Annotated in this window: 25 protein-coding genes; 15 read left to right on the forward strand and 10 right to left on the reverse strand. The window is 70.6% G+C overall.

Going from position 1 to position 24715, the window contains the following annotated elements:
* Positions 1–462: 462 nt before the first annotated feature.
* From RR1_RS01850 to RR1_RS01870, 5 genes are all read left to right on the forward strand, one after another.
* Positions 463–933, forward strand: coding sequence for an SRPBCC family protein (locus RR1_RS01850; protein ID WP_010836703.1), 471 nt, complete (start codon positions 463–465; stop codon positions 931–933).
* Between the two features lie 177 nt (positions 934–1110).
* Positions 1111–1824: a phosphatidylserine decarboxylase gene (locus RR1_RS01855; protein ID WP_010836704.1), complete on the forward strand. Its 714-nt coding sequence runs from the start codon at positions 1111–1113 to the stop codon at positions 1822–1824.
* Complete coding sequence (gene pssA, locus RR1_RS01860; RefSeq protein WP_010836705.1) at positions 1821–2726, forward strand: CDP-diacylglycerol--serine O-phosphatidyltransferase; 906 nt, start codon at positions 1821–1823, stop codon at positions 2724–2726. Before RR1_RS01855 ends, pssA begins: the two co-directional genes overlap by 4 nt.
* A 22-nt stretch (positions 2727–2748) precedes the next feature.
* Positions 2749–4974, forward strand: coding sequence for an AAA family ATPase (locus RR1_RS01865; RefSeq protein ID WP_010836706.1), 2226 nt, complete (start codon positions 2749–2751; stop codon positions 4972–4974).
* A gap of 65 nt (positions 4975–5039) precedes the next feature.
* A complete protein-coding gene (locus RR1_RS01870) occupies positions 5040–6476 on the forward strand; it encodes a hypothetical protein (RefSeq protein ID WP_010836707.1) in 1437 nt (478 codons plus the stop codon).
* Here RR1_RS01870 and RR1_RS01875 read toward each other — a convergent pair.
* Positions 6429–6854 (reverse strand): NUDIX hydrolase, encoded by a 426-nt coding sequence (locus RR1_RS01875; protein WP_010836708.1) that lies wholly within the window; start codon positions 6852–6854, stop codon positions 6429–6431. The genes RR1_RS01870 and RR1_RS01875 overlap by 48 nt on opposite strands.
* Before the next feature lie 289 nt (positions 6855–7143).
* On the opposite strand from RR1_RS01875, the gene RR1_RS01880 reads away from it, so the two are divergent.
* Genes RR1_RS01880 through mnhG form a run of 6 tightly spaced genes read left to right on the forward strand, consistent with a single transcriptional unit; the run spans position 7144 to position 13454 of the window.
* Complete coding sequence (locus tag RR1_RS01880) at positions 7144–9978, forward strand: Na+/H+ antiporter subunit A (protein WP_010836709.1); 2835 nt, start codon at positions 7144–7146, stop codon at positions 9976–9978.
* On the forward strand, positions 9975–10649 hold the full coding sequence (locus RR1_RS01885) for a Na(+)/H(+) antiporter subunit C (RefSeq protein WP_010836710.1): 675 nt from the start codon (positions 9975–9977) through the stop codon (positions 10647–10649). Before RR1_RS01880 ends, RR1_RS01885 begins: the two co-directional genes overlap by 4 nt.
* On the forward strand, positions 10646–12286 hold the full coding sequence (locus RR1_RS01890) for a Na+/H+ antiporter subunit D (RefSeq protein WP_010836711.1): 1641 nt from the start codon (positions 10646–10648) through the stop codon (positions 12284–12286). The genes RR1_RS01885 and RR1_RS01890 overlap by 4 nt, the downstream gene beginning before the upstream one ends.
* The gene (locus tag RR1_RS01895; RefSeq protein ID WP_010836712.1) at positions 12283–12843 is read left to right on the forward strand and encodes a Na+/H+ antiporter subunit E; all 561 of its coding nucleotides are present in this window, start codon (positions 12283–12285) and stop codon (positions 12841–12843) included. Before RR1_RS01890 ends, RR1_RS01895 begins: the two co-directional genes overlap by 4 nt.
* The gene (locus RR1_RS01900) at positions 12840–13097 is read left to right on the forward strand and encodes a monovalent cation/H+ antiporter complex subunit F (protein WP_010836713.1); all 258 of its coding nucleotides are present in this window, start codon (positions 12840–12842) and stop codon (positions 13095–13097) included. Before RR1_RS01895 ends, RR1_RS01900 begins: the two co-directional genes overlap by 4 nt.
* 9 nt (positions 13098–13106) lie before the next feature.
* Complete coding sequence (gene mnhG, locus RR1_RS01905) at positions 13107–13454, forward strand: monovalent cation/H(+) antiporter subunit G (protein WP_040772211.1); 348 nt, start codon at positions 13107–13109, stop codon at positions 13452–13454.
* A 4-nt stretch (positions 13455–13458) separates the two neighbouring features.
* On the opposite strand, the gene RR1_RS01910 is transcribed toward mnhG, so the two are convergent.
* From RR1_RS01910 to napA, 4 genes are all read right to left on the reverse strand, one after another.
* The gene (locus RR1_RS01910) at positions 13459–14583 is read right to left on the reverse strand and encodes a glutamate--cysteine ligase (RefSeq protein WP_010836715.1); all 1125 of its coding nucleotides are present in this window, start codon (positions 14581–14583) and stop codon (positions 13459–13461) included.
* A 102-nt stretch (positions 14584–14685) separates the two neighbouring features.
* Positions 14686–15390, reverse strand: coding sequence for a superoxide dismutase[Cu-Zn] (gene sodC, locus RR1_RS01915; protein WP_040772212.1), 705 nt, complete (start codon positions 15388–15390; stop codon positions 14686–14688).
* Between the two features lie 171 nt (positions 15391–15561).
* Positions 15562–16107, reverse strand: coding sequence for a LytR C-terminal domain-containing protein (locus tag RR1_RS01920; protein ID WP_040772199.1), 546 nt, complete (start codon positions 16105–16107; stop codon positions 15562–15564).
* Between the two features lie 54 nt (positions 16108–16161).
* A complete protein-coding gene (gene napA / locus RR1_RS01925) occupies positions 16162–16485 on the reverse strand; it encodes a nucleoid-associated protein NapA (RefSeq protein WP_010836718.1) in 324 nt (107 codons plus the stop codon).
* 138 nt (positions 16486–16623) lie between these two features.
* Between napA and RR1_RS01930 the strand changes: the two genes are divergently transcribed.
* The 3 genes from RR1_RS01930 to RR1_RS01940 are packed head-to-tail and all read left to right on the forward strand — an operon-like array spanning position 16624 to position 19015.
* Positions 16624–17211, forward strand: a complete 588-nt coding sequence (locus RR1_RS01930) for a peptide deformylase (RefSeq protein ID WP_010836719.1) — start codon at positions 16624–16626, stop codon at positions 17209–17211.
* A complete protein-coding gene (locus RR1_RS01935; protein ID WP_238558920.1) occupies positions 17177–18172 on the forward strand; it encodes an N-acetylglutamate synthase, CG3035 family in 996 nt (331 codons plus the stop codon). Before RR1_RS01930 ends, RR1_RS01935 begins: the two co-directional genes overlap by 35 nt.
* A 42-nt stretch (positions 18173–18214) precedes the next feature.
* A complete protein-coding gene (locus RR1_RS01940; RefSeq protein ID WP_010836721.1) occupies positions 18215–19015 on the forward strand; it encodes an exodeoxyribonuclease III in 801 nt (266 codons plus the stop codon).
* Between the two features lie 7 nt (positions 19016–19022).
* Here the strand turns inward: RR1_RS01940 and RR1_RS01945 are convergent, their stop codons facing one another.
* Entirely contained in the window at positions 19023–19415 is a 393-nt protein-coding gene (locus RR1_RS01945) for a GNAT family N-acetyltransferase (protein WP_071990690.1), read from the reverse strand.
* A gap of 126 nt (positions 19416–19541) precedes the next feature.
* Between RR1_RS01945 and thiD the strand changes: the two genes are divergently transcribed.
* Complete coding sequence (thiD, locus tag RR1_RS01950) at positions 19542–20384, forward strand: bifunctional hydroxymethylpyrimidine kinase/phosphomethylpyrimidine kinase (protein WP_010836723.1); 843 nt, start codon at positions 19542–19544, stop codon at positions 20382–20384.
* An 18-nt stretch (positions 20385–20402) separates the two neighbouring features.
* On the opposite strand, the gene RR1_RS01955 is transcribed toward thiD, so the two are convergent.
* From RR1_RS01955 to RR1_RS01970, 4 genes are all read right to left on the reverse strand, one after another.
* The gene (locus tag RR1_RS01955; RefSeq protein WP_371836770.1) at positions 20403–21242 is read right to left on the reverse strand and encodes an adenylate/guanylate cyclase domain-containing protein; all 840 of its coding nucleotides are present in this window, start codon (positions 21240–21242) and stop codon (positions 20403–20405) included.
* Positions 21243–21311: 69 nt separating this feature from the next.
* A complete protein-coding gene (locus tag RR1_RS01960) occupies positions 21312–22787 on the reverse strand; it encodes a M20/M25/M40 family metallo-hydrolase (protein ID WP_010836725.1) in 1476 nt (491 codons plus the stop codon).
* Positions 22788–22922: 135 nt separating this feature from the next.
* Complete coding sequence (locus RR1_RS01965) at positions 22923–23717, reverse strand: ABC transporter permease (RefSeq protein ID WP_010836726.1); 795 nt, start codon at positions 23715–23717, stop codon at positions 22923–22925.
* Positions 23717–24655 carry an ABC transporter ATP-binding protein gene (locus RR1_RS01970; RefSeq protein ID WP_010836727.1) on the reverse strand — a complete coding sequence of 313 codons (939 nt, stop codon included), beginning with the start codon at positions 24653–24655 and terminating at the stop codon, positions 23717–23719. The genes RR1_RS01965 and RR1_RS01970 overlap by 1 nt, the downstream gene beginning before the upstream one ends.
* Positions 24656–24715: the final 60 nt, after the last annotated feature.

The raw sequence follows: 24715 nt of genomic DNA on the forward strand, positions 1-24715 counted from the left end.
GGGCCATCTCCCCGCCTGTTTCGGGACGGCGAGGGCAGGCGTAGCGTCCCTTGCAGCTGTGACTACATCCGGCCGCGCTGCACCTGTTCGATCTCCGTCGGGGTGAGGAGTCTCTCGAACTCCTCGGAACACCATGCCTTGCGTCGTCCTGCACTGCGCGCGGACTTCAGCAGTGGTACGGAATCACCGCGGGACCAGCGCATTCTCGCCAGCAGGTTCATCGGTCGATCAACTCCTCGAGTCCGCTGCATCTGCTCGGGTGTTCGCCGGATTCCTCCGACGCACTCTTCCCATGGTGCGCGTTCGTACGGGCGCTGTGCGGAATATCGGGCCATGCCACGCCGAGCGGACTGTGAACCGCGTCACCGACGGCGACCGGTTCTGCCGTATGCTCGCGGTTGTTGTGACCTGCGGTACCACCAACCGCCGACCGAGAACCGTCAGACCGAGAAGGAGCCCACCGTGGCAGCGAGCACCCTCGAAGCGTCCATCGACATCGACGCCCGGCCCCAGGACGTCTGGGCCGTCGTCGCCGATCTGAAGCGGATGGGCGAATGGAGCCCGCAGTGCCGCAGGATGTTCGTCCTCGGCGGCGTCGTCGAACACGGCACCCGCACCGTCAACGTCAACCGCCAGGGCCTGCTCGTGTGGCCCACGACGGCGAAGGTCGTCGAGTTCGTCCCCAACCGCACCATCGCGTTCCGGATCGCCGAGAACCGCACCGTGTGGCGCTACGAGATCGAGCCGACCGAGACCGGATCGCGGCTCACCGAGCGCCGCGAGGCACCCAACGGGACGAGCGCGGTCTCGCAGCTGCTCGTGAAGTGGGTCCTCGGTGGCAACGACGGCTTCGAGGACGAACTGCGCAAGGGCATCGAGAGCACCCTCGCGCGTGTGAAGGCCGCCGCCGAGCAGTCGCGGACCACCGTCTGATCCGCCGTCGCGCGGGTCGGGGAGCGCGGGCACCCCGCGTGGGCGGCGGGCAGTGGCGCAGCGCACGGGGCTGAACCGCCACGAACACCGCCGACGCCCTATTCTGGGAGCCCGTCCCGACCCACCGACACGGCGCGGCCCGACAGGGCGGCACGTGCCTACCCGATTGAGGAGCCCGTGGCCCGCAAGCCCGTACCCGCCGGAACCGCGAAGCCGACCAGCGCGGCCCACATCGTCTCGCTGGTACGCAAGAGCGTTCCGCCGATGCATCGCGCCGGAATCCCCTTCGTCGTGGGCCCCCTCGCGGTGGCGGCGCTCGGCCGCCGGAATCGGTGGGTCCGCACCGCGGGCCTCGGCGCGGCCGGAGCCTGCGCCGCGTTCTTCCGCAACCCGAGCCGCGTTCCCCCCAACCTCCCCGGCGTCGTCGTCGCCCCTGCCGACGGCGAGGTCGCGCTCGTCGACACCGCGACACCGCCGCCCGAACTCGCGCTCGGCACCGAACCGCTCCCCCGCGTGAGCATCTTCCTGTCCGTGCTCGACGTCCACGTGCAGCGCAGCCCCGTCGCGGGCACCGTCGCCGAGGTCGTCCACCGCGACGGGCAGTTCCTGTCGGCCGACCTCGCCGACGCGAGCGAGGTCAACGAACGCACCAGCATGCGCATCCACACCGCCGACGGCCAGGACGTCGGCGTCGTGCAGATCGCCGGCCTCATCGCCCGCCGCATCGTGTGCGACGCCCGCGTCGGCGACGCGATCACGCTCGGCGACACGTACGGGCTCATCCGGTTCGGCTCCCGCGTCGACACCTACCTCCCCGCGGGCTCCGAGATCCTCGTCCTCCCGGGCCAGCGCAGCGTCGGCGCCGAGACCGTCCTCGCCCGGCTGCCGTGAACGCCGACTCGCCCTCTCGCCGCGGACCGTCCCGCGCGGCGGGCACCGTCCCGCGCCGCAGACCTCAGAACGCCGTCCGGCTGCTGCCCAGCGTCATCACGATCCTCGCGCTGTGCGCGGGCCTGTCGTCCGTGAAGTTCGCGCTCGACGGGCAGATCGGAACGGCGATCGGCTTCGTGGGCGCCGCCGCCGTCCTCGATTCGCTCGACGGCCGCGTCGCACGTCTGCTCGACGCCACGAGCAAGATCGGCGCCGAACTCGATTCGCTCGCCGACGCGATCTCCTTCGGCGTCGCGCCCGCGCTCGTGCTGTACGTGACGCTGCTCGACGGCCACGCCAACGGCTGGATCCTCGCGCTCGTGTTCGCGGTGTGCACCGTGCTGCGACTCGCCCGCTTCAACACGCTCCTCGACGAAGAGATGCCCGCGTACTCGAAGGACTACTTCGTGGGCGTCCCCGCCCCTGCAGGCGCACTCGTGGCGCTCGCTCCGCTCGCCGCGTCGGCGCAGTGGGGAGACGGCTGGTGGGAGTCCTACGGGCTCGTCGCGGCATGGATCCTGTTCTCGTCGGTCCTCGTCGTCAGCCGCGTCCCGACGCTCGCACTCAAGCGGCTCTCGGTGCCGCCGCGCATGGCGGCCGGGCTGCTCGTGCTCGTCGCGGTCGGCGCGGCGGCACTCGTGACGTACCCGTTCATCCTGCTGCTCGTGCTCGTCGGCGGGTACCTCGTGCACATCCCGTTCGCGATCCGCTCGCAGCGCTGGGTCGCCGCACGTCCCGACACCTGGGATTTCCCCGCTCGGGAGCGGCGGGCGATCCGCCGCGATCCGAGCCGCCGGCACTCGTCCGAGGCGCGCAGGCTCGGGCTGCGCCGCCCCGAATCGCGCGGTCGCGATCACACCTGACCCGCACCGTATCGTCGAGGTCGTGGCCGCAGCCGAACTGACACTGACCGTCCGCCTCACCCTGTCCGCCGCGGATTCCCGGCGCGGGATCGCGCGCCTGCACCCCGAGGCGTTCGCGGCACTGGGCATCCGCGAGTGGGACGCGATCACGCTCGTCGGATCGCGCACCACCGCGACGGTCGCCGCGCTCGCCGGGACCGCCATCGCGCCCGGCACGATCCTGCTCGACGACGTGACGCTCTCGAACACCGGACTCGGCGAGAACTCGTCCGTCGTCGTGACGGCGGCGGTCGTCCACGAGGCGCGGCGCGTCACGGTCCGCGGCGGCACCCTCGCCGAGCGGTCGATCGACGGCCCGACGCTGCGCAAGTCGCTGCTCGGGAAGGTCCTCACGGTCGGCGACGCCGTCTCGCTGCTGCCCCGCGATCTCGGCCCCGGCACGAGCACCGCGGACACCAGCCGCGCGCTCTCGCGCACGTTCGGTGTCGCGTGGACGACCGAACTGCTCACCGTCACCGGCACCGACCCGAGCGGCCCGGTGAGCGTGCAACCCAACTCCGCCGTCGCGTGGGGCGACGGCACGCGCTCGGTCCCGGCCCCTGCCACGGACGCCCCGGCCGCGTACGCGCCGTCGCCGAGCGGTCCTGCCACGGCCACGGCCGCCACCGCGAGCCCACCGGCCCGGCGACGCGACGTCGCGTCCGTGAACGAACTCGTGGGCGTCGGAACGCAGGTCGCGCGGCTCACCGAGTGGCTCGCACTCGCCCTCGACGAACCCGAACTCCTCGACCGGCTCGGCGCGTCGCCCCGCCTCGGCGTCCTGGTCACCGGTCCCGCTGGCGTCGGCAAGGCGACGCTCGCCCGCTCGGTGCTCGCGGACCGCCACGTCGTCGAACTCGACGGCCCCTCCGTCGGCGCCCTCGACGCGGCGGGACGCAGCGACCGCGTCCGGTCCGCCGTCGCCGAGGTGGCTCGCGGCGGCGTGCTGCTCGTCACCGACGTCGACGCGCTGCTCCCCCAGGCGCCCGAGCCGGTGTCGACGATCGTCCTCGACCTGCTGCGCGAGGCCGTCGACACCCGCGGCGTCGCCCTCGTCGCGACGACGGCGCACCCGGGCGCCGTCGACTCCCGCCTCCGCGCGCCCGAGCTGTGCGACCGCGAGATCACCCTCGCCCTGCCCGACGCCGCGACTCGCCGCGCCCTACTGCAGTCGCTGCTCGGATCGGTCCCCACCGCCGACGTCGACCTCGGGGCGATCGCGGCGCGGACCCCGGGCTTCGTCGCGGCCGACCTCGCCGCGCTGTGCCGCGAGGCCGCACTGCGGGCCGCATCCCGAAGCCGCGACGACGACGGCGACGCCGAACCGGCACTGACGCAACAGGACCTGACCGGCGCGCTCGAGGTGATCCGGCCGCTGTCGCGCTCGGGCAGCGAGGAACTCGCGATCGGCAGTATCTCGCTCGACGACGTCGGCGACATGACCGAGACCAAACAGGCCCTCACCGAGGCCGTGCTGTGGCCGCTGCAGCATCCCGACTCGTTCGCGCGGCTCGGCGTCGAGCCGCCGCGCGGCGTGCTGCTGTACGGCCCGCCCGGATGCGGCAAGACCTTCCTCGTCCGGGCTCTCGCGGGCTCGGGCCAGCTCAGCGTGCATGCCGTCAAGGGCGCCGAACTGATGGACAAGTGGGTCGGCTCGTCCGAGAAGGCGGTACGTGAACTGTTCGAACGCGCCCGCAACTCGGCGCCGTCGCTGATCTTCCTCGACGAGATCGACGCCCTCGCCCCGCGCCGCGGGCAGACCGGCGACTCGGGTGTCGGCGACCGCGTCGTCGCCGCGCTGCTCACCGAACTCGACGGCGTCGAGCCGATGCGCGACGTCGTCGTGCTCGGCGCCACGAACCGTCCCGATCTCATCGACCCGGCGCTGCTGCGGCCCGGCCGGCTCGAGCGGCTCGTGTTCGTCCCGCCGCCCGACGCCGAGGCCCGCGAGGCGATCCTGCGGACCGCGGGGCGCACCGTCCCGCTCGGCGACGACGTCGATCTCGCGGCGCTCGCCGTCGATCTCGACGGCTACTCCGCGGCGGATTGCGCAGCGCTGCTGCGGGAATCGGCGCTCGCCGCGATGCGCCGGAGCATCGACGCCGCCGACGTCACCGCCGCCGACGTCGCGACGGCACGCGATGCCGTACGGCCCTCGCTCGACCGCGACCAGGTCGAGCATCTACGCGCGTACGCGGCGCGGCGATGAGCGTCGCCGCGTCGCGACGCTGACTGCCGTCCCGGCATGCCCTCCCGAATCGGTACGGTGTCTCCGTGATCTCACGCGCCCGGATCGATGTCCGGGGAGCCGTCTCGGCAGCAGCCGCAGTCGCGTCGGGAGTGCTCGCGGGCTTCGTCCTGAGCAACCCCCGCGCCGACCGGTGGGCGATCCATGCCTCCGACCGCGAACTGGAACGGTGGCTGAGCAGTCAGCCGACCGGGCTCGTCGTCGGAACGCTGCTCGCCGTCATCGTGGTCGGTGCGCTCCAGCGCGCGGGCTCGGCGCGGCGGCCGTGGATCGCCGCACTCGCGTGCATCGCAGTCCTCGCCGCCACCCGCTCGGCTCTCCCCGACGTCGGATCGATCGACAGCCTCGTCGCGTTGCACTTCGCCAAGACGGCTGCCGCGGGCGTGCTGCTCGGCTGCGCCGTCGCGGGCGTGTGGAGCCGCGCAAGCAAGACCGCCCGCACCCGCGTTGCACTCGCCCTCGCGGTCTTCGCGACCTTCCTGCTCGCGAGCACCATCCGGCCGCCGGTGTCACCCGTCGCGTATCTCGAACCCGTCAGCAGGAGCACCTCGGCGCTCGGCGAACCGGCCTGGTGGCTGCTCGCGGTCGCCGCCGTCGCGACGACGGCCGCGGCGTTCGCGACGCGTGCCGCCGACCGCACGCAGTACCCGACCCGGCTCACGCTGCGGGCGTGCCTGCTCGGCGCGCTGGCCCTCGCCGTGACGCATCGGGTGCTCGGCGCGTGGATCGAGAGCCGGGAGTTCGCGTCGACGTCGTCGCTGTGGACGGCCGTGATCGTCTCGCTCGTACTCGTGTGCGCCGTGACGGCGGCGACCGCCCGGTTCGTCGGGTCCGCGGACGGCCGGATCCTGCTCGCCGGGACGGGCGTCGTGGCCGCGGCCGCGGGTGTCCTCCACGATCTGCGGACCCCGCTGGTGTCCGTCCCGACGTGGGCGATGCTCACGGTGGGCGTCGCGGGCTGCGTCCTCGGCGCCGTCGCCGCACTGCGCGGACTCGCCGCTCACTGGGGACTCGCGATCGCGGCACTCGCTCCCGCCGTCGCCGCGATCGCTCCCGATTTCGGATCGGACGGGGTCGCACTGCTCGCGCGACTCTTCGTCGTCGGGCTGGGCGGCACGGCCGCACTCGTCGCCGCGCTGCCGGGCGGCGGCGCCGTCGCGGCCTTCGGTCTCTCGCTGCCCTTCGCCGCGTTCACGCTGGTCACCGCGGCGTCGGTGCCCCGTTCCCCCACGTCGCTGTTCGACGTCCCGTCGCTGCCCGAGGGCTTCGAGTACGGCTTCGACGTCGACACCGTTCCCGCCGCGACGACGGTCTCGGATCACCTCGTCGGTGTGGCACTGCTCGCCGTGACGGCCTACTTCGCGTTCGCGATCCTGCGTTCCGGCGTCGTCGAGAGCGACGGAGACACGACGGGTTCAGTCGATGACGCCGAGGGCGTGGAGCCGCCCGAAGACGAGAAGTGACCCGGGCGCGCGTTCGGCGAGCGCCGCGTACTCGCCGAACGTGAAGTACGCGATCTCGGCGATCTCGCTCGTCGGGAGCGGCTCCCGGTCGAGGTCGCCGGTGAAGCACGTCATGTGCAAGGACGTCCCGGGCGCGTGCCCGTACGCGGGAGCCTCGAAGACGTCGAGCAGCACCGGCGCGACGACGCCCGCGTCCAGTTCCTCGCGGATCTCCCGCACGAGCGCCTCCTCGGCGGACTCGCCGGGATCGATCTTGCCACCCGCCATGTAGAAGGCCGGCTTGCCGTGCGAGCGGGCCTGCAACAGCCGCCGGTCGCGGACGAACGCGAGCGCTGAGGTACGAATCACATGGGACGTCGTCCCGGCTCCGGTGGGCACGGCCGAACTCTAGTCGGGTACGCGCGATCTCGTTTCCCTGCGCGCGCCCGCGCGCGTGGTACACCATCGAACAGCGTGGTCGGGACGCCACGTGCCCCGAGAACGCGCAGCATCCCGCGGTTAAGATGTACGCGAGTCCCAATCGCTGCACTCGGTGCGGGGGCACCCGCGGCGGAAGCGGGCTCGTCGATCGGTACCGGCACGGCCTCGAGTCGCGCCGTCCGTGCGACACGTCCCTCCGCCCGCCACGCGTCAGCGTGACACCGAGACCCGACGGAGTGTGCCTGCTTTGCTCGCGATTCTGCTCGCCCATACGGTGGCCGCCCTGCTGGCCCCCCTTCTGGTGCGATTCGTGGGCCGAAACGCCTTCTACGCGCTCGCCCTCGTTCCCGCGACCAGCCTCCTGTGGGTCGTCTCCAACTGGGGCACCGAGCAGCATCTGAACCTCGACTGGGTGCCCGGCCTGTCGATGAACATCGACATGAGATTCGACGCGCTGTCGGGCATCATGTCGCTGCTCGTCCTCGGCATCGGCACGCTCGTACTCGCGTACTGCGCACGGTATTTCGACAACGACGAGACTCGGCTCGGCCTGTTCGCCGCCGAACTCGTCGCCTTCGCCGGCGCGATGTTCGGCCTCGTCACCAGCGACAACATGCTGGTGCTCTACATCTTCTGGGAACTGACGACGATCCTGTCGTTCCTGCTCGTCGGCCACTACGCCGAGCGCGCGTCCAGTCGCCGCGCCGCGACGCAGGCACTGCTGGTGACGACCGCCGGCGGCCTCGCGATGCTGGTCGGCTTCATCGTTCTCGGCCAGGTCAGCGGCACCTACAACCTCTCCGAGCTCGTCGAGGTGGCACCGCGAGGATGGCTCGCGGGCGTCGGACTCGTGCTCGTGCTCATCGGTGCGCTGTCCAAGTCCGCGCTGGTGCCGCTGCACTTCTGGCTCCCGGGCGCGATGGCGGCGCCCACCCCGGTCAGCGCATACCTGCACGCCGCGGCGATGGTCAAGGCCGGCGTCTACCTCGTCGCACGGCTCGCGCCCGGATTCGCCGAGGCGGGTCCGTGGCATCCGACCGTGATCGTGTTCGGCCTCGCGACGATGATCCTCGGCGGCTGGCGTGCGATGCGGGCGTTCGACCTCAAGCTCGTCCTCGCGTTCGGCACGGTGAGCCAGTTGGGCTTCATGATCGCGATCGTCGGCATCGGCACGCGCGACGCGATGCTCGCCGGCCTCGCCCTCATGTGCGCTCACGCGCTGTTCAAGGCGACGTTGTTCATGGTGGTCGGCATCATCGACCACACGACCGGCACCCGCGACATGCGCAAGCTCGCGCACCTGGGCCGCAAGGTCCCGTGGCTGGCCGTCGTCGCGGGTCTCGCCGCGGCGAGCATGGCGGGTCTGCCGCCGCTGCTCGGCTTCGTGTCCAAGGAGGGCGCGTTCGACGCGATCCTGCACGCGGAGACCTTCTCGCCGAGTGCCGGGGTGGCGTTCGTCGTGGTCGTCGTCGCGGGCTCGATCCTGACGTTCGCCTACAGCCTGCGGTTCATGGTCGGCACGTTCGGCCGCAAGAAGGTCGACGCCCCCAGCACGAACGTCGCGCAGATGCACGCCGTCGGCCCGCTGTTCCTCGGCCCGCCCGCACTGCTCGCGGTCGCGGGCCTGGGCGCCGGGCTGTTCGCGCCCTGGTTCGAGACGCTGCTCACGCCTTTCTCGACGACGATCCCGAACCCGGGCGCCGACGACTACTACCTCGCGCTGTGGCACGGCGTGAACACGGCACTGATCCTCACGATCGTCGTCGTCGTCGCGGGTTGCGCGCTCTACCTCGCACACCGCCAGTTCGCGCGGGTCCGGTTCGAGCGCACCTTCCCGCTCAACGCCGACCGGATCTACGACGCCACGCTGCGCGGCATGGACTCCGTCTCGATGCGCCTGACGGGCGCGACGCAGCGCGGTTCGCTGCCGCTGACGCAGGCGACGATCCTCGTGACGTTCGCGCTGCTGCCCACCGTCGTGCTCGCGGTCGGCGGGCCGTCCGGGGTGCGGACGATGCTGTGGGACTCGCCGTGGCAGGCGATCGTCGGCGTCATCATCCTCGTCGCCTCGATCGGGGCGGTGGTCATGCGCAACCGCCTCGCCGCGGTCCTGCTCGTGGGCCTGACCGGGTACGGCACCGGCGTGATCTTCGCCCTGCACGGTGCACCCGACCTCGCACTGACGCAGTTCCTGGTCGAGACGGTCACGATCGTCGTGTTCGTGCTGGTGCTGCGCAAGCTTCCGGCCGACATCGACGAGACGCAGGGAATCGGGCTCCACGTTCCGCGGGCGATCCTCGCCGTCTGCGTCGGCGTCGCCGTCACCGTCGTGGGTGCCTTCGCGATCGGCGGACGCTCGTCGGTCCCCATCGCGACCCTGCTCCCCGACGCCTCCTACTACCTGGGCGACGGCAAGAACGTCGTCAACGTCCTGTTGGTCGACATCCGTGCGTGGGACACGCTCGGCGAGATCTCGGTGCTCCTCGTGGCCGCGACGGGTGTCGCGAGCCTCGTGTTCCGCAACCGGCGATTCGGCAGCGCGCCCCGTGCGGCGGACGCCCGCCGCGTCGGTGGCGAGGAGAACGGCGAGAACAACGAGACGACGTGGCTCGTCGCGGGCGCCCTCATGGATCCCCGGCATCGCTCGCTGATCCTCGAGGTCACCACCCGCCTGATGTTCCCGACGATCATGGTGATGTCGGTGTACTTCTTCTTCTCGGGTCACAACGCACCCGGTGGGGGATTCGCGGGTGGTCTCACTGCCGGTCTCGCACTGGTACTGCGGTACCTCGCGGGCGGCCGCTACGAACTCGGCGAGACCGTCCCCATCGACGCCGGCAAGGTCCTCGGCGCCGGACTGATCTTCGCAGCGGGCACGGCGGTCGTGTCGCTCCTGCTCGGCGCCCCTGCACTCTCGTCGGCGACGTTCGAATTCGTGCTGCCGATCTTCGGTGAGATCAAGCTCGTCACCGCACTGTTCTTCGACCTCGGCGTGTATCTGATCGTCGTGGGACTGGTGCTCGACATACTCCGCAGTCTCGGTGCCCGCCTGGACGCACAGATCGAGGTGAACAACCGATGATCGCGAACATCACGATGCTGGCGACGATCGCCGCGCTCGTCTCGTGCGGCGTGTACCTCATCGTCGAACGCAGCGTCACGCGCATGCTGCTGGGCCTGTTGCTCATCGGCAACGGCATCAACCTGCTCATCATCACGGCGGGCGGGGCGTCCGGCGGCCCACCGATCGTGTTCTTCGACGACGACGCCGAGATGGCCGATCCCCTCGCGCAGGCGATGGTCCTCACGGCGATCGTCATCACGATGGGCATCGCCGCCTTCGTCCTCGCGCTGATCTACCGCTCGTACAAGCTCAGCGCGGCGGACACCGTCGAGGACGATCCCGAGGACACCCGCGTCATCCGGCGCCGTTCGGTGGCGGACGCACCCGACCGGGACCGTTCCGACGACCCCGTCACCGGCGCGCCGCGTTTCGCCGGGGACGCGTTCGACAAGCATGGCAACCCGATCCCGATCGAGCAGATCGAAAGCCTCCACCTCGAGGATCTCGAAGGATACGAGGACCTGCACGAAGGCACATTCGACGACGACGAGGACGAGATCGACCGATACGACGCCGGCGACATGAAGCTGACACCCGACCCCGGACCGGCCGATCACGAACCCGCGGCGCATCCGGACGACAAGACCGATCCCGAGACGGGCGACCAGGACGGAGGTGACAAGCGATGACCGACAGCACCCAGCTCATCGCGGTGCTCACACCGCTGCCCGTGCTCGTTCCACTGCTCGCCGCGGCGTGCACGCTCGTCCTCGGTCGCCGCCCTCGGGCACAGCGATGGATCACCCTCCCGGCGCTCGTCTCCGTGGTCGCGATCTCGGCGGTCCTGCTGTTCCTCGCGGACCGCGACGGCACCACCGCGGTGCAGGTCGGGGGCTGGGAGTCGCCGATCGGCATCACGCTCGTCGTCGACCGGCTCTCGGCGCTGATGCTGGTCGTCTCCTCGATCGTCCTGCTCGCCGTCATGATGTACGCGATCGGCCAGGGCATCTCCGACGGCAACGACGACCAGCCCGTCTCGATCTTCCTTCCGACGTACCTGGCGCTCACCGCGGGCGTGTGCAACGCGTTCCTCGCGGGCGACCTGTTCAACCTCTACGTCGGCTTCGAGGTGCTGCTCGCCGCGAGCTTCGTGCTCCTCACGATCGGCGGCAGCGCCGATCGTGTGCGTGCGGGTGTCTCGTACGTCATGGTTTCGATGGTCAGCTCGATCATCTTCCTCGCGGGCATCGCCTTCGCCTACGCCGCGACGGGCACGCTGAACTTCGCCGACATGGCGCTGCGGATGGACGAGGTGGATTCCGCGACGCGCAACGCGATCTTCGCGGTACTGCTCGTCGGATTCGGCATCAAGGCGGCGGTGTTCCCGCTGTCCGCGTGGTTGCCCGACTCGTACCCCACGGCGCCGGCCCCGGTCACGGCGGTGTTCGCAGGCCTGCTGACGAAGGTCGGTGTGTACGCGATCATGCGAACGCACTCGCTGATCTTCCCGCAGGGCGCGCTCGACAACGTTCTGCTGGTGTCCGGCCTGCTCACGATGCTCGTCGGCATCTTCGGCGCGATAGCCCAGAACGACATCAAGCGATTACTCTCGTTCACCCTGGTCAGTCACATCGGATACATGATCTTCGGCATAGGCCTGGGATCCGTGACGGGACTGTCGGGCTCGATCTACTACATCGCGCACCACATTCTCGTGCAGACGACGCTGTTCCTGGTCGTCGGTCTCATCGAGCGGCAAGCGGGATCGTCGTCGCTACGGAGACTCGGCGGACTCGCCGCGGCGAGTCCCGTACTGGCAGTCGTGTTCCTCATCCCGGCGCTCAACCTCGGTGGTATTCCGCCGTTCTCGGGTTTCATCGGCAAGGTCGCACTGCTCCAGGCGGGCGCCGCCGACGGCAGCGTCCTGGCGTGGATCCTTGTCGCGGGCGGTACGGCGACGAGCCTGCTCACGCTGTACGTCGTGGCCCGCGTGTGGTCCAAGGCGTTCTGGCGGGCACGGGCGGATGCGCCCGAGGGCGGCCTCGCCGACGTCTCGCCGTCCGCGCTGCTCGACCAGTCGGGCCGCACCATCGCGTTCGATCAGCGCGCCGACGTCGGCCGCATGCCGGGACCGATGCTCGCCCCGACCGTCGGCCTCGTCGTGGTCGGTCTGGCACTCACCGTGTTCGCGGGACCGCTCGTGCGCATCAGCGACAGGGCGGCCGAGAACCTCCGCGACCGTTCGGTGTACATCACCGCCGTCCTCGGCGACGACGACGGTTCGGTCGACACCGAGCAGCCGTCCCGTGAGGAGGCCCCCCGATGATGAACCGTGAACTCCTCGTCCGGCTGTTCTCCCTCGTGTGGCTCGTGTTCGTGTGGGTGCTGCTGTGGGGCACGATCACCCTGCCGACGATGCTCGCCGGACTCGCCGTCGCTGCATTCATCACGTTCGCGTTGCCGCTGCCGAGGGTTCCCGTCGAGGGCCGGCTCCATCCGTTGTCGTTCGTCTGGCTCGTCCTGACGTGCGCCTACGAGATGATCAAGTCGAGTGTCGAGGTCGCGTGGCTCGCGCTGCGCCCCTCGCCTCCGCCGCCGACCGCGCTCGTCGAGCACGAGTTCCGGGTCCGATCGGACCTGAGCCTCGCGCTGCTCGTCGACGTCCTCAACAACATCCCCGGGTCTATGGTCGTCGAACTCGATCACACTCGTCGGATCGGCTTCGTCCACCTCCTCGACGGTGGCAGCGACGAACAGATCGCCGCCTTCCGGCAGACCATCGAGACCATCGAATCGCGGTTCATCCGTGCGTTCGAGCGTCCCGAGGACTGGAAGGAGAGTCCGCACAGCCCGCGGACCGACCCCGATACGGAGCTCACATGATCGTCGTCTTCGTCATCGCCGGCGTGTGCCTCGTGGCGGCGGCGTTCTTCGCCACCTTCCGGCTCATCGCCGGCCCCGACAGCCTCGACCGGCTCGTCTCGATGGACACGCTCATCGGCGTCTCCATCAGCGGGATCGCGTTGTGGGCCGCGTTCTCGGGCAACACCACGGTCGCCCCCGCGATCGTGGCGCTCGCCCTCATCAGCTTCGTGGGATCGGTCGCGATCGCCCGGTTCCGCGTCCAGGACAAGTAGGAGGTCGTGATGTTCTGGGACAACCTCCTCCACGTCGTCGCCGCCGTGTGCATCCTGACGGGCGCGGTGTTCTCGCTGACCGGCGCGATCGGCGTCGCGCGGATGCCGGACACCCTGCGCCGGATGCACGCCGCCACCAAACCGCAGGTCGTCGGCCTGCTGCTGATCATCCTCGGCGCCATCATCGAGCTACGCGGCAACGTCGACATCTGGATGCTCGTGCTGGTCGCGGTGTTCACGTGCTTCACGGCGCCCGTCATCGCGCACACCGTGTCGCGGGTCGTGCACCGCGAGCATCCCGAACTGCACGATCAGATGTCGGTCGACGAGTACACCGAGGTGCAGCGCGAGGACTGACGGCTCAGGTCGACAGCTCGGCGACGAGCGCGTCGACAACCGCCTTCAGATCACCGCCGGTCTCGGCGGCGACCCGTCGCTGCCGCTGATACGACGCACCCCGCCGCGGGATGTCGGCGACGGCCGCGAGTTCGTCCTCGCAGCCGAGGCGCCGTGCCGTCGGCGTGAGCATCTCGAGCAGATCGTCGAGATCGTCCGTGACGAGGCGCTCGTTGCTGTCCGAGTCGAGAATGATCTCGGCGTCGAGCCCGTACCGCGCGGCCCGCCACTTGTTCTCCTTGACGTGCCACGGCTGGAGCACCGGCAGCGTCTCCCCCGCGTCGAACCTGCGATCGAGATCGACGACGAGGCAGTGGACCAGCGCGACGAGCGCGCTGAGCTCGGACCGCGACGAGATGCCGTCGAACACCCGCACCTCGACCGTCCCCCAACGCGGCGCGGGCCGGATGTCCCAGTGCATTCCGGGGATTCGCGAGATGACGCCCGTCTTCATCTGATCGTCGATGAAGCCCTCGTACTCGCGCCAGTTCGCGAACTGGTAGGGCAGGCCCGCCGTCGGCAACTGCTGGAACATGAGCGCCCGGTTGCTCGCGTACCCGGTGTCGACGCCCGCCCACATCGGTGACGACGCCGACAGCGCGAGCAGATGCGGATACCGCACGAGCAGGCCGCGCACGATCGGCCACACGCGGTCGCTCGACGACACCCCCACGTGGACGTGGACGCCCCAGATGAGCATCTGACGGCCCCACCACTGGGTGCGCTCGATGAGTTCGTCGTAGTCGGGGGTGCGCGTCACGAGCTGCGAGGACCACTGCGCGAACGGGTGCGTCCCGGCGCAGCACAGGTCGACGCCGAGCCCGCTCGCGGCGCCGCGCAGCAACCCGAGTGTCTCGTCGAGATCGCCCATCGCCTCCCCGACGGTGGAGTGGACGTCGGTGACCATCTCGACGGTGTTCTCGAGCAATTCCTTGGTGACGCGCGGACGGGCGCCGTTCGCGGCGTCCGTCACGCGGCGGAGGACCTCGGCCGCGGTGTTCGACAGATCGCGCGTCTCGCGGTCGACGAGGGCGATCTCCCATTCGACACCGAGCGTCGGACGAGGCGAGCCGGGGAAGGGAACCACCACGGGAGAAATCCAATCACAGAAACGGCGCAGGGACGCCCACGAGGGGCATCCCTGCGCCGATCACGTTCCGGGCGGGCGCAGCCACGCCCGCGTCGTGGTGCGTCAGGAGGCGCCGACGACGCCGCAGGCAGCGCGCGCACCCGCGTCACCCGTCGAGAGGGTCTCCTCGTCCGGTCCGCCGGGAGCGTAGCGCGTCGGGATGTTCGCGAAGTTGTCGGCACCCTCGTGCACGATCACTGCGCGACCGCCGTCGGCGCGCAGGTCGTCGAGCGTGAGACCGCTCGTCGTGGTGACGAGTTCGCCCACGCCGTCCTCGCGCACCTGGATCGACGTGAGATCGCCCGCGGCCGGGTGTCCCTCGTCGCCCTCGGAGTGCAGATGTCCGCCCGCGGACAGGAAATTGCCGGGCGCGCCACCGTTCGGCGGCGCGGAATTCGCCTCGCACACACCGACCTGATGGACGTGGAAGCCGTGGAAGCCGGCCTCGAGGCCCTCGACCTCGGCCGAGACCTGCACGAACTCGCCGGCGTCGGTGAACGTCACGGTGCCGATCTCGGTGCCCTGCGGGTCCTCGAGCGTCGCGGTGAGCGACTCGCCGCTCGCACCGCCGGTACCGGCGCCTGTGCCGGCGTGACCGCCGTGTTCGCCACCCTCCGGCGCGGCCGAGCCCGTCCACACCGGTGGTGTGGTCCCCGGCTCGGACGCCGCCTCCTCGTTGTTGCTGCAGCCGGTCAGTGCGACCGCGGCCAACGCCACCAACGGGGTGATGTAGCGCACTGACTTCCGGCTGGTGGGGCTCGGGAACATCGGGTTGGCTCCTCGCTCGTTCGGGACGTGCTTCTGCTCGGCCCGGCCGTCACCGGCCCGGCGTCGGCGCCGCCGCCGGGTCGATCCCCCGGTGAGCGTCGCGATCGCACCGATCATATCCACGCCCCCGACTCGTCCGAAGGACCCCCGCCGAGACGGCGGGCACACGTGTCAGCCCGGAACCGCGACCACGACGATCTCGTCGGCCGGGCCGGGCAGAGCGTCGATACGCGGTGCTGTACGTGCACCGAGCACGGCGGCGATCTGCTCGGCCGTGGTGCGCTGTCCGGGCTCGTCCGGGTAGTAGACGGTCGTCTGCGCGAGCGCGACCGCCGACCAGTTCCCCGTCGTCCCGACGGTCCAGCCCGCCGAGGAGACCCTGGTCGCGGTCTCGGCGGCGAGACCCGCAACCGAGCTGTTGTTGTAGATCGCGACCGGACCGACGTCGGCCGGAGCGGCGGAGGTGGTGGTCCCGGACGGCTCCGGCGCCTCGTCGGCCGGAGACGTGGCACCCGCGGGCGGGGCCGGGGCGGCGGGCGCGGGGGCAGCGGCGGGCGGGGCGCTCGTCGTCGTCGCGGGCTCGGCCGCGGGCTCCGGGCTCTCGCCCGATCCGCCCAGCGACGCCATGCCGATTCCGAAGAACGCGATGGCGAGGGCGATGAGCACCATCGCGAGCGCGCGCAACGGTACGGAGGAACGAGGCTCGGGGCTGCTCACGTCACGACCCTATCGAGTCGGCCGCGCCGGCTGCATTCGGCGGCGCGGCGCGCGTCAGGTGACCTCGAAGCCGAGCCTGCGTGCGGCACGTGCCTTCTGCCTGCTGGCCCGAAGCCGGCGCAGTCGCTTGACCAGCATGGGGTCGGCTGCGAGCGCTTCGGGGCGGTCCACGAGCGCATTGAGGATCTGGTAGTAGCGCGTCGCCGACATGTCGAACAGTTCTTTGATCGCGTCTTCCTTGGAACCCGCGTACTTCCACCACTGCCGCTCGAACGCGAGGATCTCGTGCTCGCGCCGGGTCAGGCCGCCGTCGGCCTCGTTCGCGGGGAGGTCGGTCTGCTGATCGCTGGCGCCGTTGCGCGCGGTTGCGCCGTCCATCTCACTCCTCGACTGGGAACTCCGGTGAAGCGTTGCGAATTACACCGCTGTGCTTCGACGACCATTCAATCACGGCGAGCTCCGGCGGCGCGGTACCGAGAGCAGGCGTGCCGTGAGGGGCGCACTATTGTCTACGCCATGGCCATCCTTCCCATCCGGATCGTCGGCGACCCCGTGCTGCATCACCCGACCGAGAAGGTCACGCAGTCCCCCGAGGAGTACGCCGAGCTCGTGCGCGACATGTACGAGACGATGGACGCCGCGAACGGCGTCGGGCTCGCGGCGAACCAGGTGGGCGTCTCGCTGCGGCTGTTCGTGTACGACTGCCCCGACGTCGTCGACGGCAAGGCGGTCCGCCGCCGCGGCTGCGTCGTCAATCCGGTCCTCGAGACGTCCGCGATCCCCGAGACGATGCCCGACCCGGACGACGACGTCGAGGGCTGCCTGTCGGTCCCGGGCGAGCAGTTCCCGACGGGCCGCGCCGACTGGGCGAAGGTCACCGGGACCGACGAGCACGGCGATCCCGTCGAGGTCGAGGGAACCGACTTCTTCGCCCGCATGCTCCAGCACGAGACGGGCCATCTCGATGGCTTCCTCTACGTCGACGTCCTCGTGGGGCGCAACGCGCGTGCCGCGAAGAAGACGATCAAGCGCCACGGGTGGGGCACGCCGGGCCTGAGCTGGATCCCCGGTGACGAGCCCGATCCGTTCGGCCACGACGACTGATCCCGTCGTGCCGGAGCTTCCCGCGCTCGGAACCCGTGTCGTCGTTCGTTATTCGCTGCCCGCGGGCTACAGCCACCCGGTCACGGACGTGATCGGCACGCTCGAGGGCACCGATCCGGTGGCGGTGCGCTCGGCCGACGGCCGCGTCGTGCAGATCGGCCGCGACACCGTCGTGGCGGTCCGTGCCCTCGGACCGCGGCCGATTCGCACCTCCGAGATCCGCGCGCTCGAGGTCGCGGCAGCGCAGGCGTGGCCGGGGCTCGAATCGACCTGGGTGGACGGCTGGCTCGCGCGGTACGGCAGCGGCATCACGGGCCGGGCGAACTCCGCGACACCGCTCGGGATGCCGGGCGAGCTGGCCCCGCTCACGGGCGACACCCTCGCGCGCCTGGACGCCTGGTACGCCGAGCGTGGCCTGCCGCTGCGCCTGCTCGTCCCCGATCGCCTCTCCCCCGGCGCCCCCGGCTGGCAGCCCGAGGAGGAGCCCGTCGTCGTGCTGGCGGCGGACCTCGATCTCGTGCCGCTCCCGACGTCGCACACCACGACTGTCCTGCCCGAGCCCGACGCGAGCTGGCTCTCGCTGTTCGATCGCCGTGGCGCCGACGACGATCTGCGGGCGCTGCTCACCGCAACACTCGGCCGCGGGCCCCGCATCGGCGAACTGGCGTTCGTGCGGATCGGCGACGGACCGTCGCCGCTCGCGATCGCGCGAGCCGCGGTGACGACGGCCCCGGACGGCCGCGTGTGGGTGGGCCTGCAGTCGGTCGCCGTCGCGCCCGAGCACCGCAGGCGCGGCGTCGGCACGCTCGTGTGCGGCGAGGCGCTGCGCTGGGGCCGCGAGCGCGGCGCCACCCACGCGTACCTGCAGGTCACCGAGGGCAACGCGGCGGCACGTGCGATGTACTCCGCGATGGGGTTCACCGAGCACCACCGCTACCGCTATCACCGCCGCGTCCGCTGACCGCCCGCGGCTCGCGTCACCCACGGCCGATAGGCTGGACACGTGCGCATCGCTACCTGGAACGTCAACTCCGTCCGTGCCCGCACCGACCGCATCGTCGACTGGCTGCAGCGCAGCGACGTCGACGTCCTGGCGATGCAGGAGACGAAGTGCCGGGACGATCAGTTCCCGCACGAGCGTTTCGAGGAGATCGGCTACACCACCGCCCATATCGGGATCAGCCAGTGGAACGGCGTCGCGATCGTGTCGCGCGTCGGGATCGAGGACGTCCAGATCGGGTTCGAGAACCAGCCCGGCTTCCACAAGGACCCGGAGGTCGCTCCGGTCCAGGAGGCGCGTGCGATCGCTGCGACGTGCGGCGGCGTCAGGGTGTGGAGCCTGTACGTGCCCAACGGGCGCGAACTGAGCGATCCGCACTACACCTACAAGCTCGACTGGCTCGCGACGCTCCGTGAGGACGCCCGCAAGTGGCTCGACTCGGACCCCAGCGCACAGATCGCGCTCGTCGGCGACTGGAACGTCGCGCCCACCGACGACGACGTGTGGGATCCCTCGTTCTTCGAGGGCAAGACCCACGTCTCGCAGCCCGAGCGCGCCGCGTTCGACGCGATCGTCGACGCCGGGTACGCGGACGTCGTCCGCCCGTACACACCGGGCCCCGGCGTCTACACGTACTGGGACTACACGCAGCTGCGTTTCCCCAAGCGCCAGGGCATGCGGATCGACTTCGTGCTGGCGTCGCCGGCGCTCGCGGAACGCGTCACCGACGCGTCGATCGACCGTGACGAGCGCAAGGGCAAGGGCGCGAGCGATCACGCTCCGGTGATCGTCGACCTCTCCTGACCTGCGGTCACGAGGCGGCGTCGGCCTCCTGCGGGTGCGCGTCCAGGTAGCGCTGGACATACGTGCAGACGGGGTCGACCGTCCAGCCGTGATCGCGGGCGTGCGCGAGCGCGCCCGCGACCAGCAGCGACGCGAGGCCGCGGTGGCCGTACTCCTCGCGGACGACGGTGTGCATGAACGCGATCGGGGCGTCGTCGTGCACCGCGCCGTGATGTTCGGAGCCGTCGCGATAGCCGAGGATGCCGACGAGTTCGGTGCCCAGCCACAGCTCGAATCGCTCGTGTTCGGGTGAGTCGACGACGGAGGCGCTCCGGATCGCCGCCTCGTCGACCCCGCCGGGGGTCTCGCGCGACGTCGGTACGGGGCCGCGCGTCTGCAAAATGTGATCCACGCCACTCATGTAACCAGTTTCCCCTCGCTCGTGCTTCTCGAAGGTTCCCGGGTGCAGCAGTGCTCCCGCCGTCCACGGTCCCCGGGACGTCGCCGCGACGCAAGCCCCGACACGTGAATCTGTAGTGTCACCTGTGTGAATCTGCTGCCTCTCGCCCCGCCCGGCACCACGCCTGTCCGAGCGCTCACGATCGCAGGGACGGATTCGGGCGGCGGTGCGGGAATCCAGGCCGACAGCCGGACGATGGCGATGTGCGGCGTCCACGCGTGCGTCGCGGTCGCCGCGGTGACGGTGCAGAACACGGTGGGCGTCACCGGTTTTCACGAGATCCCGCCCGAGACGGTCGCCGATCAGGTGCGCTCGGTCGTCGGCGACATCGGCGTGGCGGCGGCCAAGACCGGGATGCTCGCGTCGACCGCGATCATCGACGCCGTCGTCGACGTGTGCACCGAACTCGGAATCGGACGGGGCGGTGCGATCCCGCTCGTCGTCGATCCCGTGTGCGCCTCGATGCACGGCGATCCGCTCCTCCACGAGGAGGCGCTCGACGCCGTCCGCACCCGGCTCGTCCCGCTCGCCACGATCGTCACGCCGAACCTCGACGAGGTGCGGCTCATCACCGGGATCGAGGTCGTCGACGACGCGTCGGCGCGGCGTGCTGCCGGTGCACTGCACGACATGGGCGCGCAGTGGGCGATCGTCAAGGGCGGGCATCTGCGGACGTCGGAGCGCAGCACCGACCTGCTGTTCGACGGCGAACGGTTCCTCGAGTTCGACACTCCCCGCATCCCGACGGGCAACGACCACGGCGGCGGCGACACGCTCGCGGCGGCACTCGCGTGTGCCCTCGCACACGGCTACTCCGTCCCGGACGCCGTCGAGTTCGCGAAGGAGTGGGTCACCCGCTGCCTCGAGGCCGCCTACGACCTCGGCGCCGGGCACGGCCCCGTCTCTCCGCTGTGGCGGCTGCAGGCCTGATCAGGGGTTCGGCACCGATCAGGAACGGGTGAGCCGCCAGATTCCCAGATCCGACGGCACGCCGCGCGGGACGCTCGCGAACAGCCCACGGCGCCACGGCCGCGCCCGGACGGAGAGATTCGCGAGCGTGTCGGCGTCGAGTCCGTCGAGCGTCGCCGACGACGCGACGACGTCACCGCTTCCCGCGAGCCCCATCATGCGTGCGGCGATCGTGACGTCGACGCCGAGCCAGTCGTCGCCGACCCGCCGCGGCAGCCCCGTGTGCATTCCGACGCGCATGTGCGGCCGATAGCCGTCGCATTCGATACGCGAGAGCCGGTCGCGGGCGTCGAAGACGGCGTCGACGGCACGATCGGGCGAGACGAAGGCCGCCATGAGGCCGTCGCCCATGCGTTTGACGATCTGCCCACCGCGCTGCTGCATGGGCGGCTCGACGGCGCGCGCGACGTCGCGCAGGAGCTGGAGGGTCGACGCGTCACCCGCGTCGAGCGACCACGTCGAGAACGCGACGAGATCGGTGAAGACGATCGTGACCTCTGCGGTGCCCCGGCCTCGGCCGATGCGTTCGAGCGCGGCCTGCCACACCTGCAGTGCGCCGAGACTCGCTTCCTTCGAGACGCCGGCGCGATCGGAGGTCAGCCGGTCGGCGATGCGGGCGACGGCGCGGGCGCTGCCGGGGCCCGCGGTCGAGAGCGGGTCCCCGAAGCCCGGATCACCGGGCAACGCGCGACGCATCCGTCGCACGCCCCCGACGAAACGCGGATTGCGGTCGAGGTCACCGAGCCGCGCGAGCACCCGCGAGGGCACCGAGGTGGGCGGTTCCTCCCGCTCGTCCTCGGGTGCGTGCTCGGGCTCGATTGCTTCCGACTCGGCCACGAGGCTGAGTTAACGATGCGTCACACGAACGGGCACCTCGTCGGCAGGCGATCACTCACCGCCGTCGCGCGCCTGTGTCCTCGCCTCGCCCGACGGCACGCCGTCGGGACCCTCGACGGACAGCGCGTAGGCCGCGACGCCGTACGCGACGGCACTGCCGTTGACCCCCAGCGCCTCGGTGTCCAGCGCGGCGAGCGTGTCGCCGGGGGTGTGGTAGTTCCGGTCGTACGGCACGTCGGCCTCGCCGCCCCACATCGCCGCCTGCTCCGGCGTCTTGACGTCGTCGGCGCCGCTGAACACGCCGCCCGAGGGGATCCCCTTCGCGATGAAGGCGCCGTAGTCGGAACGGCCGTCGAAGTCGGTGCCCGCGGCCTCGATGCCCTGCTCGCTCAGGTACCGCACGAAGGTGCGCTCGATCGCGTCGGACCCCGCCGGGCCGGGCCCCTCGCCCTGTGCGTCCGAGTCGTCGCCGTCGTACGTGAGGTAGCCGGCGTTCTCGGAACCGAGCATGTCGAAGTTGAGGTAGAGCGCGATGTCGGCGAGTTCCTCCTCGCTCAGCGCCGCCACGTACTCGTCGGATCCCACGAGACCCAGTTCCTCCGCGCCCCAGAACGCGAACCGGACGGCGTTGGTCACGCCGGGCTCGGCGCCGAGTTGCTTCGCCGATTCGAGGACAGCCGCGACGCCCGTGCCGTTGTCGTTGATGCCGGGGCCGTCCGGGACGGAGTCGAGGTGGGCGCCCACCATCACGACGTCCTCGGTCGATCCGGTCGCCGTCTGGGCGATGACGTTGCGGCTCGTGCGCTCCTCCGTCGTGGTGTCGAGCACGAGCGTCACCTCGCCGACCGCGGCGGCGAGCGCGGCCCCCTCGGCCTGCCCGATGCCGCCGGTGGGGATGCGGGCCGCGGCGGGATCGCCGAGCGTTCCGCCCGTGAGCGGCTCGGGGGCGTTGTTCGCGACGATCACGGCGGCCGCGCCGCGTTCGGCGGCGATCGACTGCTTGTCGGCGAACGGGCACACACCGCGCGTCACGAGGACGACCGCACCCGCGACGTCGAGGCCGTCGTAGTCGGTTGCCTCGCAGCCGGGGGTCTCGTCGTCCGGCGCGGCGACGAGCCGGCCCGTGATGCCGTCGGGGCCCGTCGACGGCGAGTACGACAACGCGACGACGGGGACGTCGCCGGACGGCGCGCGCAGCGACTCGGCCGCGACCGTGAAGTCGGTGAAGGAGAACTCGGGCGTCTCGACGTCGAATCCCGCGCCCCGCAGCTGTTCCGCGACGTAGTCGACGGAGGCGTCGTATCCCGAGGTCCCGGCCGCGCGGTTGCCGTCGTTCTCGGCGGCGATGCGCTCGAGTTCTTCGAGGTGACCCGTCAGCGCGGGAGTGGTGACGGACGACGCGAACTCGGCGGCATCGAGCTGCTCGGCGGCCTCGGGCTGCGACTCGGCTTCGGAGCACGCGGCCGTCGACACGGACAGGAGCGCTCCGGCGAAAACCGCTGCCAGCGCTGTGCGGGTGGTCGGCATGCGCAGGACCGTACCAGTCGGCCGACTTGTCCGCGCTCCACGCGAATGCCGCAATGTCACAGCGTGTGCATCGACCACTGGAACCGAAGCGAGCGCACATACTGTGACATTGCGGCAGAAGGGAGGGGGTGGGGGTCAGGCGTCGCGGCGGTCGACGACGAACAGTGCCGCGCCGAACACGACGAACACGAAGACCGCGAAGTAGATCAGCGAACCCCAAGGGCCCCAATGGAACTCGACTGTGCCGCCCGCACCGAGGAAGTTGTTGATGTTCGTGAACGGGAGGAACGGCATGATGTCGCGGCCGGTCTCGCCGAACAAGTTGAACAGACTCTCGATGAGCAGCGGCCACAGCAACAGCAGGGCGATCGCACCGGCCGTCTGACGCAGCAGTGCACCCACTCCTACCGCGAGGATCACGGCGAGCAGTGCGTAGATCGGAATGCCGTACACGGCACGCCAATCCGCGCCCGTCGAGAGCGACAGGTTCGCCCCGGCATCCGCTCCGGCGGTCGCCTTCGCGATCGCGTAGGCGCCGAAGGTGAGTACGATCGTCAGGACCGCGGAGAACACTCCGAGCAGTCCGGCCTTCGCCACGAGCACCGACGAGCGGTTCGGAATCGCCTGGAAGGTCGTGCGAACGACCCCGAACCGGTATTCGCTCGTCACCGCCAGCGCCGCCAGGATCATGAGCACCGTGATACCGAATCCCGAGACACCGCCCAGAGTGTCGGGCAACGCGGGAAGATACGGCTCGAACGTGGGCTGGTCACCACGCGCGACCATGTCGTTGTAACTCTGCAGTCCCGAGTTCGCGCTGAACCCCACGAGCCCGGCGAACCCGAGTCCCAGAACCACCACGATCGCCGTGCACCACCACGGCGAGCACACCGAGGTCAGCTTGATGCGTTCCGCTGCGAGAACCGTCATCAGAGGGCACCACCCATCACGTCGTCGAGGCCGGCGGCGTGGTACTGCACGTCCTCGCCGGTGATCTTCATGAACGCCTCCTCGAGAGAGCCGCGCTGCGAGGCGAGTTCGTGGAGGACGAGGCCCTTGCCCGCTGCGATCTCGCCGATCGCATCGGTGGTCGACCCGGCGACGAGCAGTGCCGGAATCTCGCCGGCGTCGTCGCGCACCGACAGGCCGGCGGCCTCGAACGCGCTGCGGAGCCCTGCGAGTTCGGGACCGCGCACGCGGACCGACGCCTCGGACGAACGCTGTACGAAGTCGTCGACGGTGGTGTCGGCGATCAGCTTGCCCCGGCCGATCACGACGAGCCGCTGCGCCGTGAGCGACATCTCCGACAGCAGGTGGCTCGACACGAGGACGGTGCGGCCCTCGGCGGCGAGCGACTGCATGAACCTGCGGATCCAGTGGATACCCTCCGGATCGAGTCCGTTCACGGGCTCGTCGAACAGCAGGACCTTCGGGTCACCCAGCAGCGCGGCGGCGAGTCCGAGCCGCTGCGACATGCCGAGCGAGAAGCCGCCCGCCTTCTTGCCCGCGACCTCGGTGAGCCCGACGAGCCGCAGCACCTCCTCGACGCGCGACTTGGGGATGCCGTTCGACGCCGCCATCCACTGCAGATGTGCGCGGGCCGAGCGGTTGGGATGCACCCACTTCGCGTCGAGCAGGGCTCCCACGGTGTGCAGTGGCTGCTTCAGCTGCCGGTACGGCACACCCTCGACGAGCGCCTCCCCGCTCGTCGGGCGGTCGAGCCCCAGAATCATGCGCATCGTCGTCGACTTGCCGGCGCCGTTCGGGCCGAGGAAGCCGGTGACGATCCCCGGTTGCACGGTGAACGTGAGGTCGTCCACCGCCTTCGTCGCTCCGAAGGACTTGGTCAGTCCCTTCACTTCGATCATGATCGAGAGTCTGCCGCATCGAACGGGCTCGCACATCGGGCCACGGGATGATTCGGGGTC

This window comes from Rhodococcus rhodnii NBRC 100604 (assembly GCF_001894925.1).
Taxonomy (GTDB): Bacteria; Actinomycetota; Actinomycetes; order Mycobacteriales; family Mycobacteriaceae; genus Rhodococcus_F; species Rhodococcus_F rhodnii.

What these genes read in the sequence shown, in the direction of transcription:
- RR1_RS01885 (WP_010836710.1), top strand. Translation starts at nt 9,975, where the DNA reads ATGATCGCGAACATCACGATGCTGGCGACGATCGCCGCGCTCGTCTCG.
- RR1_RS01890 (WP_010836711.1), top strand. Translation starts at nt 10,646, where the DNA reads ATGACCGACAGCACCCAGCTCATCGCGGTGCTCACACCGCTGCCCGTG.
- RR1_RS01895 (WP_010836712.1), top strand. Translation starts at nt 12,283, where the DNA reads ATGATGAACCGTGAACTCCTCGTCCGGCTGTTCTCCCTCGTGTGGCTC.
- RR1_RS01900 (WP_010836713.1), top strand. Translation starts at nt 12,840, where the DNA reads ATGATCGTCGTCTTCGTCATCGCCGGCGTGTGCCTCGTGGCGGCGGCG.
- mnhG (WP_040772211.1), top strand. Translation starts at nt 13,107, where the DNA reads ATGTTCTGGGACAACCTCCTCCACGTCGTCGCCGCCGTGTGCATCCTG.
- sodC (WP_040772212.1), bottom strand. Translation starts at nt 15,390, where the DNA reads ATGTTCCCGAGCCCCACCAGCCGGAAGTCAGTGCGCTACATCACCCCG.
- napA (WP_010836718.1), bottom strand. Translation starts at nt 16,485, where the DNA reads ATGGACGGCGCAACCGCGCGCAACGGCGCCAGCGATCAGCAGACCGAC.
- RR1_RS01930 (WP_010836719.1), top strand. Translation starts at nt 16,624, where the DNA reads ATGGCCATCCTTCCCATCCGGATCGTCGGCGACCCCGTGCTGCATCAC.
- RR1_RS01945 (WP_071990690.1), bottom strand. Translation starts at nt 19,415, where the DNA reads ATGAGTGGCGTGGATCACATTTTGCAGACGCGCGGCCCCGTACCGACG.
- RR1_RS01960 (WP_010836725.1), bottom strand. Translation starts at nt 22,787, where the DNA reads ATGCCGACCACCCGCACAGCGCTGGCAGCGGTTTTCGCCGGAGCGCTC.
- RR1_RS01965 (WP_010836726.1), bottom strand. Translation starts at nt 23,717, where the DNA reads ATGACGGTTCTCGCAGCGGAACGCATCAAGCTGACCTCGGTGTGCTCG.
- RR1_RS01970 (WP_010836727.1), bottom strand. Translation starts at nt 24,655, where the DNA reads ATGATCGAAGTGAAGGGACTGACCAAGTCCTTCGGAGCGACGAAGGCG.